We start from the raw sequence: 15,235 nt of genomic DNA on the forward strand, positions 1-15,235 counted from the left end.
CTGGAACGGGACACCTAGAGGTCCAGCGATTCCAGCGTGAAATGGCTGTTTGTGTAGACGCAGATGTCAGCGGCGATCTGCATCGCCTTGCGACCGATCTCTTCGGCGTCGCTCTCATAATCATACAGGCCACGCGCGGCTGCCAACGCATAGTTTCCGCCCGATCCGACTGCAACGACATTGTGTTCCGGCTCAAGCACGTCTCCGGCACCGGTGATGACCAGAGTCGACTCCTTGTCGGCAACAATCAGCAATGCCTCCAGTTTCTGGAGGTATTTTTCGGTCCGCCAGTCCTTGGCAAGTTCTACCGCCGCGCGCTGCAACTGACCGGGATGGCGCTCCAGCTTGGCTTCAAGTCGTTCGAACAGGGTAAAGGCATCAGCGGTCGCGCCGGCAAACCCTGCAAGAATCTCTCCGCCCGCAATCCGGCGAACCTTGCGGGCATTGCCTTTCATGATGGTTTGCCCCATGGACACCTGACCATCACTGAGCATGACAAGTTTCTGGCCCTTGCGGACGGCGAGGATGGTGGTGCCATGCCAGATGGCGTCACTGTTGCTGTCATTCATCATGCGGTCTGATGTGGCCGATCCGGGCCTGCGGTTCAAGGGAGTTCCTGTTACATGAATTTCCACAGAGTTATGTCATATAAGTGTAGCTTTGCGCGGCTATCTGGGCGCGGATGGAAAGGGACCGCCTGAATGGTGCAGCAGCTCGGCCAACTACCGATGGGATGGTTGCTGACCGCGCTGATCGTATTCGTGGTGACAACCGGATTCTCGATCGGACGCGTACGGGCTGAGCGGTACATGGTGGCCGGCGGCCACAGATTCCATTCGCGCGGCAATTACCATGGTTACTATGTGGCAATGTGGGGGTTTGTCCCTCCATTGCTGATTGCCACTTTTTACGCGCTTTTCTCCCAATCGGCCCTGTTCCATGTTCTGAGCGGCGAATTGCCGTCAGCTTTCCATGAATTGTCTGCGGCAGAGCTGCAATCCTATCTCGAGGCTGTTGCGAATGCTGCAGGTACCGGCGGCTATTCCGGTGCGGACCGGATATTTGCCACGGTGACCGCACGCTATCTCGAGCTTTCCGGCGGGCTGAAGGCGATCACACTGGTCTCCATGATCGGCGCGGCGATAGCCGGGATCTCCTATGCCCGCAGTCGCGTGGCGCCTGCCTTCAGGGCGCGTATCAAGGTGGAGCGCGGGGCAGAAGTGTTCCTGTTTCTTTGCGCCGCCATCGCCATTGCAACCACGGTCGGCATCGTGGCGTCGCTGCTTTACGAAAGTCTCCGCTTCTTCTCGAAGGTGCCGATCACCGATTTCCTGTTCGGCTTGCACTGGAACGCTCAGACCAGCGCGGAATTTGGCGCACTGCCGCTGTTCTTCGGCACGTTCATGATTGCGCTCATTGCCATGTTCGTCGCCGCGCCGGTCGGGCTGTTCTCGGCGATCTACCTTTCCGAATACGCGTCGCCCCGAACGCGACGCCTTGCAAAACCGCTTCTGGAAATGCTGGCTGGCATTCCGACCGTGGTCTATGGCTTCTTCGCCTTGCTTGTGATTGCGCCTGCCGTCCGGGCGGCCTCGCTCGGGGTGAACAGTTTTCTGATAGAAGCCGGCTTGCGGTCCGAGCCACTTCTGGCAGCGCAGCCCACCAGTGCACTGGCAGCAGGTCTTGTCATGGGCGTGATGGTCATACCGTTTGTGTCATCCCTGTCGGATGATGTGATCAACGCCGTACCTGGCACATTGCGGGATGCGGCTTTCGCCATGGGGGCCACCAAGTCTGAAACAATCAAGCAGATCATCCTGCCGGCCGCGTTGCCGGGAATCGTGGCGTCGATGCTGCTGGCAGTGTCGCGTGCCATCGGTGAGACGATGATCGTGGTCATGGCAGCAGGCCAGAGGGCGCGTATCTCCTTTGACCCGTCGACGGATCTGACCACGATAACCGTACAGATCGTGGCCTTGCTGACAGGTGAGACCCAGTTCGACAGTCCGAAAACCTTGTCAGCTTTCGCATTGGGACTCGTCCTGTTTGCCGTGACACTCTGCTTCAACCTCATCGCCCTGCGCGTGGTGCAACGTTACAGGGAGAAATATGACTAGTTCTCCCAAACCGACCTTCCAGACGGAACAGGCACTCAAGAGGTTGCGCAGTCGCCGCGCGGCGGACGCAAGATTTCGTGCCTATGGCTTGTGTGCGCTGGGGTTCGCGCTGCTGTCTCTTGTTTTTCTGATGGGGGCAATTGCCTGGAAGGCGACAGGGGCAGCTACATACCATGTGGTCAAGACGGAAATTAAATTGGTTCCGGAACGAATTGTTCCCGACGGCAATGCGTCGCCCGGCGAGATTACCCGCAATATCGAGGGGTTCTATTCCCTGCTTCGCGACGATCTTTCGTCGCTATTCCCGCGTGCTGCGGAAACGGTTCAGGCGCGACAGGAATTCAATGCCCTGGTTGACCGACTGGCGGTTCTGCCTCTGGCACGCCGGGTCGCGGAGACCCCTTCGCTTATTGGCCAGAGCGTCATGGTCAATATTCCGGTCTCGGATGATGTGGATATGTTCCTCAAGCGCGCGGCTCCGCGGGTAATTCTGATGCGGCTTGGCCCGGGGGAACCGATCGAGGCAGAGCAGGGCCTTCGGTTGCGGCATCGCGCGCTCGGACAGGTGGAGGCAAAGCTTGCGGCTCTGGCCGGTGATGAGGTGCCTTCCGTGATCATCATGGCAGGACAGAGTGTTGCCAGGATGACAGGCCTGTCAGGGGAAACAGTCGATCTGGAATTGCTCGCAGGGACGGCAGAACCATTTCAGGCTGAGCCCTTGCGGATCTTTATCCTGCCTTCCTCGGAGTCGCGGCGGGCCATTTCGGACCAACAGATTGCCTGGGCTTTGTCTCTGAAATCCGCCGGAGTGATCCAGCGTGTGCCGCATGGCAGCCTGCTGACGCGCACAGACAGCACCTATCCGGAACTGGCAGGATCTCTGGCTGCCATTGTCGGCTCTCTGCTCACATTGCTGGTAACGGCATCGGTCGCCATTCCGATCGGGATCTTCGCGGCAATCTTCCTGGAGGAATTCGCACCGCGAAATCGACTGACCCAGCTGATCGAAGTGAACATCAACAATCTGGCGGCCGTGCCATCAATCGTCTTCGGCCTGCTGGGGGCGACGCTTTTGCTTGGCACGTTCGGACTTCCGCGTTCGGCCCCGCTGGTCGGGGGACTGGTTCTGGCGCTGCTGATCCTGCCCGTCGTGATCATTGCGGCACGCGCGGCCTTGCGGGCTGTGCCGCCGTCCATTCGCAGTGGCGCTCTGGCGGTCGGCGCGTCCCGGATGCAGGCGGTTTTCCATCATGTCCTGCCTCTGGCTTTGCCAGGTATGCTGACGGGAGCGATCCTGGGCATGGCGCGGGCGCTGGGCGAGACAGCGCCGCTGCTATTGATCGGCATGGTGGCATTTGTTGCCGAGGTGCCGTCCTCGACCACGGACGAGGCGACAGCCCTGCCTGTGCTGATCTACAGTTGGGCATCGAATGCGGAACGGGCCTGGGAGCCGATGACGGCGGCTGTCATCGTGATCCTTTTGTCGATACTGGTAGTCATGAATTTGATCGTCGTTCTGTTGCGACGTCGATTCGAGCGGAGATGGTGATGGACACGACGACCCAGTCAAAACATGATCCAGCCCTGACGGGGGAGGGCGCCGATTCAAGCCGTGACCTCGTTTACCCGCGCATCGACTGTCAGAATGTCAGCGTCTTTTATAATGGCAAGCAGGCCGTCTACGATGTTTCCCTGCCTGTCTTCGATCGCTCCGTGACGGCGCTGATCGGGCCTTCCGGCTGTGGCAAGTCCACATTCCTGCGATGCCTGAACCGAATGAACGACACGATCGACGGGGCACGGGTATCCGGCGAGATCTATATGGACGGCGAGAATATCAACTCGCCGGATGTGGACCCGGTCCTGTTGCGGTCCCGTGTCGGCATGGTGTTCCAGAAGCCCAATCCATTCCCGAAATCGATCTATGACAACATCGCCTACGGGCCCCGCATTCACGGCCTGGTGGATGACCGGCATGAGCTTGATGCGATTGTCGAGAAAAGCCTCCGCCGGGCCGGCCTGTGGGACGAGGTGAAGGATCGCCTGACCCAGCCCGGGACCAGTCTGTCGGGGGGGCAGCAGCAACGCCTGTGCATCGCACGCGCCATCGCCGTCCGCCCGGAAGTGATCCTGATGGATGAACCCTGTTCTTCGCTGGATCCCATCGCGACGGCGCGGATCGAGGAATTGATCGATGAATTGCGCAAGCGCTATTGCATCGTCATCGTGACCCATTCGATGCAGCAGGCGGCACGGGTTTCGCAACGCACCGCCTTTTTCCATCTCGGCCATCTGGTGGAGATGGGGGACACAGACCAGATTTTCACAAGTCCGCGCGAACGCCGCACGGAAGACTATATCACCGGCCGGTTCGGCTAAGGGAGTCCTCATGGCAGATCATATCGTCTCTGCATTTACAGACGAACTCGACAAGATCGCGGCGGATCTGATGCGCATGGGCGGCATCGTCGAGACGATGATCCTGGACTCCTGCGCGGCGGTTGACCGGAACGACATCCAGTTGGCCAAGGAGGTCATCGCGCGCGATGCCGGTGTTGACCGACTGGAAGAGGAGGTCGAACGCCAGATCGTCAGCCTCATCGCCCGCCGCCAGCCGATGGCGCATGACCTCCGCTCCGTCTTCGCAGCCCTCAAGACTGCCGGCGAACTGGAGCGGATCGGAGATTTGTCGAAGAATATCGGCAAGCGCACCCTGATGCTCGACGATGCCGTTCCCTCGAACATGCGCAATGGCGTCGCACGGATGGCCCGTCCTGTCTCCCTGCAGCTCAATTCGGTCCTGGATGCGTATGCAACCAGCAGCGCCGAGGCAGCCAAGACCGTCTGGGAGAGCGACGACGACATCGACCAACACTACAATTCGCTGTTTCGTGAAATGATCACCTACATGATCGAGGACCCACGCATGATCGGTGCCGGGGCACACATGCTGTTCATGGCAAAGAATCTCGAACGCATCGGTGATCACTGCACGAACATCGCGGAATTTATTTACTTTCAAATCACTGGCGAATATCTGGTGCCCCATGAGCGCCCGAAATCGCCGAATACCGGCGTCTGAATGGACGCGGCACGAGAGGATCTGTCATGAAGCCTTACGTACTCATCGCTGAAGACGAAAGCGCCGTCTCGGAACTGCTCTTCTACAATTTGAAGAAGGAAGACTACGAGGTCGCGATTGCGGGGGATGGCGAGGAAGCCATGCTCATGATCGAGGAGCGCGCGCCGGACCTGCTTCTGCTCGACTGGATGTTGCCCAAGGTCAGCGGGATCGAGGTGTGCCGTCGGATTCGCAGCGGGGGTGCCAATCCCAACCTGCCGATCATCATGCTGACGGCGCGCGGTGAGGAAAGTGACCGGATCCGCGGTCTTGATACCGGCGCCGACGATTATGTCACCAAGCCCTTCTCGACCACCGAACTCATGGCCCGTGTCCGGGCGGTGCTGCGCCGGATTCGTCCGGGCCTGAAGGATGACAAGATCACGGTGGGGGACATCGAGATCGACCGCGTCGCCCACAAGGTGGCCCGCAATGGTCAGGACATCCATCTCGGCCCGACGGAATTCCGCCTGCTCGACTATTTCATGCAGCATCCGGGGCGCGTGTTCTCACGCGAACAGCTTCTGGACACGGTCTGGGGATCGGACGTCTATGTCGAGGCGCGCACGGTTGACGTGCATGTCGGGCGCCTGCGGAAGGCCCTGCGTCAGGAAGGCGGGGACGATCCGATCCGGACCGTCCGTTCCGCCGGATATGCGCTGCGCGCCGACTAAAAGAGTTCCGCCAGGAAGCTTTCGAGGTTTTCGAAGCTGCGCCGGTCTGCATCAGCATTGTAGACCGTGCCCATCTCCTTGTTGTCTGCGCCCAGCGTGGTGAAGGAGTGCATGGAATTGCCGTGGACGTGGAGTTGCCAGTCCGCGCCAGCAGCGTCCATTTCCTTCGTCACGGCCATCACATCCTCCGGCGTGGCCATCGGGTCGTGCCAGCCATGCTCCATCAATACCTTGGCGGTGATCTTCGGGGCAGGCAGGTTCTCGGCCGGACGGAACAGGCCGTGGAATGAGGCAACGCCCAGAACATCCTGATTGGCGCGAGCCATGTCCAGCACGCAGAGGCCACCAAAGCAGAACCCGATGGCGGCGGCTTTCTTCGGGTCGACACCCACCTGCTGCTTTGCGGCGGCAAGGCCACCGGCAAGACGTTTCTGAAGCTCCGCACGATCCTCGACCAGCGGATTCATCAGGGCCTGGTTCTCTTCGACCGTAGTCCCGCGCTTGCCTTTGCCGTAAACGTCGATTGCAAAAGCGGCATAGCCCATCTCGGCCACGCGTGCGGCTTTCTCCCGTTCATTATCGCCAAGGCCGCCCCAGGCATGGGCGATGATGACGACCGGGGCGACGTCCTTGCCTTTTGGACGCAGGAAGAAGCCTTCAAAGGTCTTCCCGTCGACCGTGTAATCAACTGCGCTCATGTCATTTCTCTCCTTCGGTGGGTGTCTGCCTGATACAGGGCATTCGTCTCCCGGTTTCAAGGCCTGTCGGGATTAGTATGAGGATTCTAGGATTATCCTGTACCTTCAGAACCATCGATACATCCAACTCCCTGGAGGCATTCATGGCGAAGAAGAAAGACAAGAAGACCGCCCCGAAACCGGCGGAAGCGAAATCCGGCAAGACGGCAAAGAAATCGTCCAAGGCCAAGAAGACTGGCAAGGCCGGAAAGACGACCGTCGCGCCCGACCTCAACACGGCCGACATGGCCCACAAGATCTGGCTGGCCGGCGTTGGCGCGTACGGCAAGGCCTATGATACGGCGATCGCGAATACCAAGGCCTTCAACAAGCAGTCCACCGAACTGTTCGAGGATCTCGTCAAGCGGGGTGAAGCAATCGAGAAGGATGTCCGCGCCCGTGTCGAGGACAATGAGGCGATGAAATCCGCCACGAAGAGCGCTGCGAAATATGCCGAAGCTGCTCGCGAATTCCAGACCCAGGCGCGCGACGAGTTCGAAGCCCGCATGGAGCGCATGCGCGACCTGCTGGGCGTGAAGGGCCTTGGCAAGAAGGGCAGCAAGCTGGCCGCGAAACTGGACAAGCTGGAGGACGAAGTCGCTGAAACCGTCTCCAAGGCCCGGTCAAAGTCCAAGGCACGCACAAATGATCTGAAGCAGCGCATCACGCGCCTGACCGAAGAGATCGAGGCGGTGGCGACCGAAACCGGCGCTGACCTGGCCAAGTCGGGCAAGAAGGCCGTTACCCGCACAAGCAAGGCCGTTCAGGCGGCAATGACGAAGCCGGCGGAGTCTCCGGAAAAGCCCGCCGCCAAACCGAAGCCGGCGACCAGACAGGCAAGTGTGGATGACTTCACCCGCATGACAGGAGTCGGTCCGGCCTTCGCCGCCAAGCTCAAGGCTGCGGGCATTACCAGCTTTGCCCAGATCGCAGCGCTGAAAAAGGCCGACATTGACGCGCTTGATGCGAAAATCATGGCCAGGGGCCGGATCGTGCGGGATGGCTGGGTCAAGCAGGCGCGGGCCCTGATGAAGTAAACTGCGCAAACCGGGTATTGTGATCAGGGCGGCCGCGTGACGGCCGCCTTTTTCATGCGGTCACGCGATCATAATGTTCGAACAGGCCGGCCAGCGCATCCACGCCCTCTTCCCCCATATAGGGCGGCAGGAGGCACATGACCTGGAGCACTGTCTTGTGGATCAGGCTGGGGCCATCATGCCGCTCCGTATTCAGACGGTCTTCTGCCAGCCAGAAGGTCAGGGTGGTCATGACCTGGTCGGTCAGGACATCCCGCAGGCGGGGATCAAGCCGCAGGACAGACCCGGCCGTCAATTCGTCGAACATGTCCACCAGAGCGTGGCGCATCTGCCCGGTGATCCCCCGGAACCGCACCGCAAGATCGGGATACCGATCCAGCAGCAGGCCGAGATCGCGATAGAAGAAGCGAAAATCGTAAATTTCTTCGAGCAGGATGTAGAGATAGATCCAGCTGTCCTCGATCTGCGCCAGACGGCCTCTGGCACCGTTCAGGATGATTTTCATTTCTGCATCGTGACGGTCAAAGAGCGTACGGATGATCGCGTCCTTGCCCTTGAAATGGTAGTAGAGATTGCCCGGGCTGATATCCAGCGCATTGGATATGTCGACGGCCGTCTGGTGGGACTCGCCCTCTTCGTTGAAGAGCAGCAGGCTGACATGAAGTATGCGGTCGCGGGTTTTCATGGGTCGACCGGCAGTTTGACACGCAATTCTCACTATGAAACGAATTTTATTTGAAATTTTGAAGGATACTCTTTCCGAATACGAAAGAGCAGTAAGATCTATGTTTCGGTTGGGGTGGAGACCGTCATGAAGGGTAGAATAATCAATCAAGTGGGCTCCTGCGGTGGGCCGAACGTCGTGCAAGGGGAGGTGATTTCATGCCGCCCCATCCGCTGATGGCTGAATTCGATACCGAAGAACTGGTCGGGGCGGTGGCCATGATGCTGCGGGCATCCATGTCCAACCCCGTCTCGACAGCCAAGGCCGCCAGCCGGATGGCGACGGACAGCGCCCGTATCCTCATGGGCCAGTCGGATCGACAGGCTGACCCGCGCGACCGCCGTTTCCAGAACCCGGCATGGCGCGAGAATCCATTCTATCGCCGCGGCATGCAGGCCTATCTGGCAACTCAGGAGCATGTTCAGGACTGGGTCGAAAATCTCAGCATGTCGGAACTTGAACATGCCCGCGCCAGGTTCATGACCCGCATGCTGCTGGATGCTGCCGCCCCGACAAACACCTTCATCGGCAATCCGGACGCCAACCGACGCATGGTCGAGACGGGCGGGCTATCGCTGTTGCGGGGCCTTCAGAATGCCTATTCGGACCTGACCCGGAATGATGGTCTGCCGAGCCAGGTCGACAAGCGACCGTTCAAGGTCGGGCGAAATCTGGCGACGTCCCGGGGCAAGGTGATCTGGAAGAATGAACTGCTCGAGCTGATCCAGTATGAGCCGAATACGGACAAGGTACATCAAACACCTGTGCTGATCGTTCCACCACAGATCAACAAGTTCTACGCCATGGACCTGTCGCCGGCCACATCGATGGTCCGGTTCCTGCGGGCGCAGGAATTGCAGACATTTGTGCTGTCCTGGCGAAACCCGCAAAAGGAGCATGCCGACTGGGGCATGCGGGAATATGTGGATGCGTTGATCCAGGCCAGCGCGGTAATCCGCAAGGTGACCGGGTCCGGTAGGATTAATGTGGCCGGGGCCTGCTCCGGCGGGATCACGGCTGCGGTCCTTGCCAGCCTCCTGTCCGCTGCAGGCGATGACAGGATCAACAGTCTGACCTTCATGGTCTGTGTGCTCAACCCCCAGCGGGATGACAGTGAACTCGGACAGATTGCATCCGACCACAGTCTCGAAGTCGCTCGCGCCTATTCCCGCCGGAAAGGAATCCTGAAGGGCAAGGATCTCGCACGCATGTTTGCGTGGATGCGCCCGAATGATCTGATCTGGAATTATGTCGTCAACAATTACCTTCTGGGCGAGGATCCGCCGCCCTTTGACATCCTGTTCTGGAACAATGATTCCACCAATCTGACGGCCCAGCTCCATTCCGACTATCTGGACATCGGACTGAACCAGCCCTTCGATCACCCCGGTGAGTTTGATGTCGCTGGCCATCCGCTGGATTTGTCGAAGGTGACCGCTGACGCATTCGTCGTTGGGGGAATGACGGACCATATAACCCCATGGAAGGCTTGCTACAGAACCCTCGGGCTCCTCGGCTCGCAGAATGTCGAGTTCGTTTTGTCGTCGAGCGGGCATATCCAGTCCCTCCTGAACCCACCGGGAAACCCGAAGGCACGCATGTTCCGGAATGGCGAACGACCATCGGAGCCCGAAGCATGGCTTGCTGGCGCACGTGAAGAGACGGGCAGCTGGTGGCCTGTCTGGGGAGCGTGGCTGAAGGCTCGGTCCGGCGCATTGAAAACTGCGCCCGAGGCTTGCGGAAGCGATGCCTTTCCCCCTCTCTATGAGGCGCCGGGCCGCTACGTTTTCGACGAGTGAAGCCCTGTTGTACCGGAGTAGGGGCCCATGAAGAGCAAGCCAGACCGTCACCCAGAGATTTCCATGCAGGAACTGGACGGCTTGCGCCTGCGGACAGCTCATTGGGCTTTGGACGGTCCGGAGACACAGCCAACATTGCTCTTCTTCAACGGGATCGGTGCGAATTTGGAGCTCACGGCTGGTCTTGGGGACATGTTTCCGGATCGCGAAATTTTCACGTTTGACGTTCCGGGCGTCGGGGGCAGCGACGTTACGCGATGGCCATACCGACCGTGGATGCTGGCGCGCTGGACGCGCAAGCTTCTGGACCGCAACGGTATTGGCGCTGTCGATGTCATGGGCGTGTCCTGGGGCGGCGCGCTGGCCCAGCAATTCGCCTTCCAGTATCGCAACCGTGTCCAGCGTCTGGTCCTGTGTGCGACAAGCGCTGGCGTGACGATGATTCCGGGACACCCAAAGTCCCTGACCAAGATGGTGGACGCGCGTCGCTATACCGACCCCGACTTCATGCGCCAGAGTTTCGAGAGCCTGTATGGCGAGGCTGTAGAGGGGGAGGCAGGCCGTCACATAGACAATCTGATGCCCCCGGACCCGAAGGGCTATATCTATCAATTGCTGGCATTCGCCGGGTGGACCAGCCTGCCATTCATCCGCTTCCTGAACATGCCGTCATTGGTCATCATGGGGGATCGGGACACAATCGTGCCGCTCGTGAACGGACGGATACTCAGGGCCGGGCTTCCAGATGCGCGCCTTCATGTCATCGAGAAGGGGGGGCATCTTTTCCTTGTCACGCGCGCAGGGGAGACCGGTCAGGTCATCCGGAGTTTCCTGTCCGAACACATGTCGGAAGGCATCGCCGCGGCGTGATCAGGTCGCGGAAGTCTTGACGGCGACGCGCTCTTCCAGGGCATCACATACGGCGTCCGCAACAGATTGCGCTGCATCCCCCCGACCAATTGAACTGAACGCCGCTGCGCAGGCTTCAACATGCAAATTGATCAGCGCGACATTCTCTCCGGGTTCGGACTTCGCAACGAGAGTGCAAAGCGAGCCGCACAAGCGGGAAATTGCCGGATATCCGTAGGATGTGGCCACGCCACGAATATTGTGGGCGCAGGTTTCCAGCATCTTGTAGTCGGCAAGACCAGCCGTGTCGGACTGGGCGGCGACCCAGGCAGTCTTGAGGCGGTCGAGATCGGCTTGCATCCAGGCATCGAATTGCGAGGCAAGGCCGTCCACAGCCGCTTCTGCGCGATTGCCCAACTCGTCTGGATCGTGTCCGTTGTCCTGCGTGTCTTCAATACCTTCCGGGGGCGATGTAGCCGGGGTCAGCTTGATCACGCGACTGATGTCCGGGGTAACCGGTGCCGTTGACGAGGAAGAGGGGGAGCCGGAGCTGGGTTTCAGCTTGCCAATCAAAGCCTTGAGCATGGTGTATTCCTGTATTTGGAACCACCCTAGCGTCGAAGGCTTAACGTTTTACTGACCAAAGAACACTGAAATCGTTCTAGAAACCAAACTGCTCGCGCAGGATGCGTTCATCAAGGGCGTGCCCCGGATCGAAGAGCATGGTGAGGCGCCTGCGGTCTTCCTGCACATCCACACTGACCACGTCGCGTACTTCCTGATTGTCTGCTGCAGCCGCGACCGGCCGCAGGACCGGAGCAACGACATCAATCCGGACATGCGCGTCCCGGCGAAGCAGCGCGCCCTTCCATCTCCTTGGCCGGAATGCGCTGACGGGTGTAAGCGCCAGCAGACCGGCCCCGATCGGCAGGATCGGGCCATGAGCCGACAGATTGTAGGCAGTCGATCCGGCAGGAGTTGCCACCATCAATCCGTCGCAGGCGAGTTCCGTCATCCGGATCTTGCCGTCTACCGTGATCTGCAGGCGAGAGGTCTGGGCGGTCTGCCGGAACATCGAGACTTCATTGATGGCCAGGGCACGATGTTCCTGATCATGCACGTCGCGCACGATCATGCGGAGCGGGGAGATCACCGCGCGTTCGGCCGCGTTTATGCGATCGGGCAAATCGTCTGTCCCGAACTCGTTCATCAGGAAGCCAACCGTGCCACGGTTCATGCCGTAGACCGGCTTGCCCCCCTCGAATTGCCGGCGCAGCGAGTCCAGCATGGCGCCGTCGCCTCCCAGCGCCACGATGACGTCCGCATCTTCCTCGTCACACTGGCCATAGCGTTTCGTCAGGACAGACCAGGCGTCCTGCGCCTCCGGGCGTTTTGACGCGTAAAAGTGTAAGCGCATTCCATTCATGGGGGCTCATCTGCTTTGCCGGAGGGGTTGGCGTCAAGGCGGTTTGCGGAACGGGCGGCCTCAGCAAAATGGCCGGCAGACAGCTTCGTGACGCGGGCGTCAGCTTTTTCTGGCCTGATATCGCCTTTTCCGCTAAATTGTCGCCAGAACGACAAGGGAGATACGATCATGGCCGACGGCGCACAGAAACCAGACATCCGGTCCGCAGTAACCGCAGAAGAGTGGCAGGCCCGCGTGGACCTTGCGGCACTCTACCGACTGGTCGCCCTGCATGGCTGGGATGACATGATCTTCACGCACATTTCCCACCGTGTGCCCGGCCCGGACCACCATTTCCTGATCAATCCCTATGGTCACTTCTTCGAGGAGATCACGGCATCTTCTCTGGTAAAGGTCGATCTGGAAGGCAATGTCGTGCAGGAGACCGATCACTTCATCAATCCGGCAGGGTTTACCATCCACTCGGCGATCCATGATGCGCGCGAGGATGCCAAAGTGGTGATTCACCTTCATACGGATCAGGGGGTGGCCGTGTCGTCCCAGAAGGAAGGGTTGATGCCGCTCAGCCAGACCGCAATGATCGTGCGGGAGGATGTGTCCTATCATGACTATGAAGGCATTGCGCTTGATCTCGATGAACGCGAGCGGCTCGTGGCCGACCTTGGTCCGAAAAAGCACTCCATGCTCCTTCGCAATCACGGCACGCTGACCATCGGCGACACGGCTGCGTCTGCCTTCACCCGCATGTTCTTCCTCGAGCGCGCCTGCAATATGCAGATCATGGCCCTGTCGGCCGGAAGAGATGGCGTGCTGGAATGTGAATCCGATCTGCAGGAGAAGGTTGCCGGTCAGGGCGGAATGACGGAACACAGTTCCGGCATGAACATGATCACGGAGAAACTGATCTGGCCTGCGCTGCTGCGCAAACTGGACCGCCAGATGCCGGGCTATGACGCCTAAGGGGTTTCCCCTATGCGACAAAAGCGGTCCGCGACGTATGGAGCCATTATCAATTGCCGTTTCGGCCATTATGTAGGCTCGGAAGAGATCGGGAAGTAGACAGATGAAGCATCTGAAGGCCTTCGAGGACGCCCTCAATTCCATTCATGGCGAAGGCCGTTACCGGGTTTTCGTGGACCTGCACCGTCACAAGGGCAGGTTTCCGAAAGCTACGGCACGGTTCGAGGACGGCGAGCGGGAAGTCACCATCTGGTGTTCGAATGATTATCTTGGCATGGGCCAGGATGATCACGTCATCAATGCGATGCACGAGGCGATCGACAGTTTCGGCGCCGGCTCCGGCGGCACGCGCAACATTTCCGGCACCACCCGCTACCATGTCGACCTCGAGCGTGAACTCGCGGACCTGCATGGCAAGCAATCAGCGCTCCTGTTCACGTCGGGCTATGTGTCGAATGAGGCGACCTTGTCGACGCTCGGAAAGATCCTGCCCGATCTGATCATCTATTCCGACTCGCTGAACCATGCCTCGATGATCGAAGGCATTCGCCGGTCGGGCGCGGACCGTCGCATCTTCCGCCACAATGATGTCGATCATCTTCGTGCCCTGATGGAGAATGATGATCCGGACCGTCCGAAGCTGATTGCGTTTGAGAGCGTCTATTCGATGGACGGCGATTTCGGCCGCATGGAGGAGATTTGCGATCTCGCCGACGAGTTCAACGCACTGACCTATCTCGATGAAGTACATGCGGTCGGCATGTATGGTGAGAATGGTGCCGGTGTTGCCGAAATGTGGAATCTGGCTGACCGGATCGACATTATCGAGGGAACGCTCGGCAAGGCCTATGGCGTGATGGGCGGCTACATTGCCGGCCATGAAACCGTGGTTGATGCCATCCGGTCGATGGCGTCGGGCTTCATCTTCACGACATCGACCTGTCCGGTCATGGCGGCCGGCGCGCTGGCCAGCATCCAGAAACTGCGGACCGATGAAGGCCGCAATCTGCGCCGCCAGCACCAGGCCAATGCTGCCATGCTGAAGCAGAAATTCCGTGAGGCCGGCCTGCCGATGATCGAAACGGATACGCACATCGTGCCATTGCTCGTGGGCGATCCTGAACGCTGCAAGGCACTGTCTGACACGCTTTTGTTCGATTTTGGCATCTATGTTCAGCCGATCAATTACCCGACCGTCCCGAAGGGGACCGAGCGCCTGCGCTTCACGCCGAGCCCGGTGCATGATGAAGCGATGATGGACGAACTGGTCGCCGCGATCCTGGCCGTCTGGAAGCAGCTGGGGCTCGACAAGGCAGCCTAGGCGGCCTGTTCAGCCTATTTCGTCTTCTTCTTCGCAGGCGGGGTGGCCTTCCTGCCAAGCCCGATCTGTTTGGCGTGTTTCGACCGTAACTTCGCGTAATTGGGCGCCACCATGGGATAATCCGGCGGAAGATCCCATTTGGCCCGGTACTCTTCCGGAGTCATGTCGAATTTCGATCGCAAATAGCGCTTCAGCATTTTCAGCTTCCGGCCATCTTCCAGGCAGACCAGAAAGTCCGGCATGACCGACTTCGAGATCGGGACAGCCGGCTCCTGAGCGGCGGGCGGCGGCTCCATGGTACCCGATAGGCCCGAAACCGTGTCGAACACGCTCCGGATGAGCTCCGGCAGTGATTCTGCCTCGACCTGATTGTTCGAAACGAAGGACGAAACGATCTCGGTCGTCATGTCGAGCAGATCTGATGTCTCATGTTCACTCATGGCTCAACAAGACTCTGTCAGGTATTTGAA

Annotated in this window: 16 protein-coding genes; 10 read left to right on the forward strand and 6 right to left on the reverse strand. The window is 59.5% G+C overall.

Annotated features, from left to right (window positions below; genetic code table 11):
• Positions 1-14: 14 nt before the first annotated feature.
• On the reverse strand, positions 15-569 hold the full coding sequence (gene hslV / locus HF955_RS15200; protein WP_027837538.1) for an ATP-dependent protease subunit HslV: 555 nt from the start codon (positions 567-569) through the stop codon (positions 15-17).
• A 132-nt stretch (positions 570-701) separates the two neighbouring features.
• Here hslV and pstC point away from each other — a divergent pair, with 132 nt between their 5' ends.
• From pstC to phoB, 5 genes are read left to right on the forward strand one after another with little or no spacing between them, the layout of a single operon-like run.
• A complete protein-coding gene (gene pstC, locus HF955_RS15205; RefSeq protein WP_291076285.1) occupies positions 702-2,117 on the forward strand; it encodes a phosphate ABC transporter permease subunit PstC in 1,416 nt (471 codons plus the stop codon).
• Positions 2,110-3,666 carry a phosphate ABC transporter permease PstA gene (gene pstA, locus HF955_RS15210; RefSeq protein WP_291076286.1) on the forward strand — a complete coding sequence of 519 codons (1,557 nt, stop codon included), beginning with the start codon at positions 2,110-2,112 and terminating at the stop codon, positions 3,664-3,666. The genes pstC and pstA overlap by 8 nt, the downstream gene beginning before the upstream one ends.
• A complete protein-coding gene (gene pstB, locus HF955_RS15215; protein WP_027837535.1) occupies positions 3,666-4,496 on the forward strand; it encodes a phosphate ABC transporter ATP-binding protein PstB in 831 nt (276 codons plus the stop codon). Before pstA ends, pstB begins: the two co-directional genes overlap by 1 nt.
• 10 nt (positions 4,497-4,506) lie before the next feature.
• On the forward strand, positions 4,507-5,199 hold the full coding sequence (gene phoU / locus HF955_RS15220; RefSeq protein ID WP_291076289.1) for a phosphate signaling complex protein PhoU: 693 nt from the start codon (positions 4,507-4,509) through the stop codon (positions 5,197-5,199).
• 26 nt (positions 5,200-5,225) lie between these two features.
• Positions 5,226-5,912 (forward strand): phosphate regulon transcriptional regulator PhoB, encoded by a 687-nt coding sequence (gene phoB / locus HF955_RS15225; RefSeq protein ID WP_027837533.1) that lies wholly within the window; start codon positions 5,226-5,228, stop codon positions 5,910-5,912.
• On the opposite strand, the gene HF955_RS15230 is transcribed toward phoB, so the two are convergent.
• Positions 5,909-6,610: a dienelactone hydrolase family protein gene (locus HF955_RS15230; RefSeq protein WP_291076291.1), complete on the reverse strand. Its 702-nt coding sequence runs from the start codon at positions 6,608-6,610 to the stop codon at positions 5,909-5,911. The two genes, phoB and HF955_RS15230, sit on opposite strands and share 4 nt — an antisense overlap.
• A 143-nt stretch (positions 6,611-6,753) precedes the next feature.
• Between HF955_RS15230 and HF955_RS15235 the strand changes: the two genes are divergently transcribed.
• Positions 6,754-7,686 carry a phasin family protein gene (locus tag HF955_RS15235; protein ID WP_291076293.1) on the forward strand — a complete coding sequence of 311 codons (933 nt, stop codon included), beginning with the start codon at positions 6,754-6,756 and terminating at the stop codon, positions 7,684-7,686.
• Between the two features lie 52 nt (positions 7,687-7,738).
• Here the strand turns inward: HF955_RS15235 and HF955_RS15240 are convergent, their stop codons facing one another.
• A complete protein-coding gene (locus tag HF955_RS15240; protein ID WP_291076295.1) occupies positions 7,739-8,371 on the reverse strand; it encodes a TetR/AcrR family transcriptional regulator in 633 nt (210 codons plus the stop codon).
• Between the two features lie 197 nt (positions 8,372-8,568).
• Between HF955_RS15240 and HF955_RS15245 the strand changes: the two genes are divergently transcribed.
• Together HF955_RS15245 and HF955_RS15250 are read left to right on the forward strand one after the other, a co-directional pair.
• Positions 8,569-10,209 carry an alpha/beta fold hydrolase gene (locus tag HF955_RS15245; RefSeq protein WP_291076296.1) on the forward strand — a complete coding sequence of 547 codons (1,641 nt, stop codon included), beginning with the start codon at positions 8,569-8,571 and terminating at the stop codon, positions 10,207-10,209.
• 27 nt (positions 10,210-10,236) lie between these two features.
• Positions 10,237-11,079, forward strand: coding sequence for an alpha/beta fold hydrolase (locus tag HF955_RS15250; RefSeq protein WP_291076298.1), 843 nt, complete (start codon positions 10,237-10,239; stop codon positions 11,077-11,079).
• Here HF955_RS15250 and HF955_RS15255 read toward each other — a convergent pair whose 3' ends face one another.
• Both HF955_RS15255 and HF955_RS15260 read right to left on the reverse strand, forming a co-directional pair.
• Positions 11,080-11,643, reverse strand: coding sequence for an Hpt domain-containing protein (locus HF955_RS15255; RefSeq protein WP_291076299.1), 564 nt, complete (start codon positions 11,641-11,643; stop codon positions 11,080-11,082).
• Positions 11,644-11,719: 76 nt separating this feature from the next.
• Positions 11,720-12,484, reverse strand: coding sequence for an NAD kinase (locus tag HF955_RS15260; protein WP_027837529.1), 765 nt, complete (start codon positions 12,482-12,484; stop codon positions 11,720-11,722).
• A gap of 168 nt (positions 12,485-12,652) precedes the next feature.
• Here HF955_RS15260 and HF955_RS15265 point away from each other — a divergent pair, with 168 nt between their 5' ends.
• On the forward strand, positions 12,653-13,444 hold the full coding sequence (locus tag HF955_RS15265; RefSeq protein WP_291076303.1) for a class II aldolase/adducin family protein: 792 nt from the start codon (positions 12,653-12,655) through the stop codon (positions 13,442-13,444).
• Positions 13,445-13,547: 103 nt separating this feature from the next.
• Positions 13,548-14,765 (forward strand): 5-aminolevulinate synthase, encoded by a 1,218-nt coding sequence (hemA, locus tag HF955_RS15270; RefSeq protein ID WP_291076304.1) that lies wholly within the window; start codon positions 13,548-13,550, stop codon positions 14,763-14,765.
• A 14-nt stretch (positions 14,766-14,779) separates the two neighbouring features.
• Here hemA and HF955_RS15275 read toward each other — a convergent pair whose 3' ends face one another.
• Positions 14,780-15,205 (reverse strand): MucR family transcriptional regulator, encoded by a 426-nt coding sequence (locus HF955_RS15275; protein ID WP_291076306.1) that lies wholly within the window; start codon positions 15,203-15,205, stop codon positions 14,780-14,782.
• Between the last annotated feature and the right edge of the window lie 30 nt (positions 15,206-15,235).

The organism is Hyphomonas sp. (assembly GCF_017792385.1).
Taxonomy (GTDB): domain Bacteria; phylum Pseudomonadota; class Alphaproteobacteria; order Caulobacterales; family Hyphomonadaceae; genus Hyphomonas.

Bases quoted from the DNA above. Each gene is read 5' to 3' on its own strand.
- hslV (WP_027837538.1), bottom strand. From the start codon at position 569: ATGAATGACAGCAACAGTGACGCCATCTGGCATGGCACCACCATCCTC.
- pstC (WP_291076285.1), top strand. From the start codon at position 702: ATGGTGCAGCAGCTCGGCCAACTACCGATGGGATGGTTGCTGACCGCG.
- pstA (WP_291076286.1), top strand. From the start codon at position 2,110: ATGACTAGTTCTCCCAAACCGACCTTCCAGACGGAACAGGCACTCAAG.
- pstB (WP_027837535.1), top strand. From the start codon at position 3,666: ATGGACACGACGACCCAGTCAAAACATGATCCAGCCCTGACGGGGGAG.
- phoU (WP_291076289.1), top strand. From the start codon at position 4,507: ATGGCAGATCATATCGTCTCTGCATTTACAGACGAACTCGACAAGATC.
- phoB (WP_027837533.1), top strand. From the start codon at position 5,226: ATGAAGCCTTACGTACTCATCGCTGAAGACGAAAGCGCCGTCTCGGAA.
- HF955_RS15230 (WP_291076291.1), bottom strand. From the start codon at position 6,610: ATGAGCGCAGTTGATTACACGGTCGACGGGAAGACCTTTGAAGGCTTC.
- HF955_RS15235 (WP_291076293.1), top strand. From the start codon at position 6,754: ATGGCGAAGAAGAAAGACAAGAAGACCGCCCCGAAACCGGCGGAAGCG.
- HF955_RS15240 (WP_291076295.1), bottom strand. From the start codon at position 8,371: ATGAAAACCCGCGACCGCATACTTCATGTCAGCCTGCTGCTCTTCAAC.
- HF955_RS15245 (WP_291076296.1), top strand. From the start codon at position 8,569: ATGCCGCCCCATCCGCTGATGGCTGAATTCGATACCGAAGAACTGGTC.
- HF955_RS15250 (WP_291076298.1), top strand. From the start codon at position 10,237: ATGAAGAGCAAGCCAGACCGTCACCCAGAGATTTCCATGCAGGAACTG.
- HF955_RS15255 (WP_291076299.1), bottom strand. From the start codon at position 11,643: ATGCTCAAGGCTTTGATTGGCAAGCTGAAACCCAGCTCCGGCTCCCCC.
- HF955_RS15260 (WP_027837529.1), bottom strand. From the start codon at position 12,484: ATGAATGGAATGCGCTTACACTTTTACGCGTCAAAACGCCCGGAGGCG.
- HF955_RS15265 (WP_291076303.1), top strand. From the start codon at position 12,653: ATGGCCGACGGCGCACAGAAACCAGACATCCGGTCCGCAGTAACCGCA.
- hemA (WP_291076304.1), top strand. From the start codon at position 13,548: ATGAAGCATCTGAAGGCCTTCGAGGACGCCCTCAATTCCATTCATGGC.
- HF955_RS15275 (WP_291076306.1), bottom strand. From the start codon at position 15,205: ATGAGTGAACATGAGACATCAGATCTGCTCGACATGACGACCGAGATC.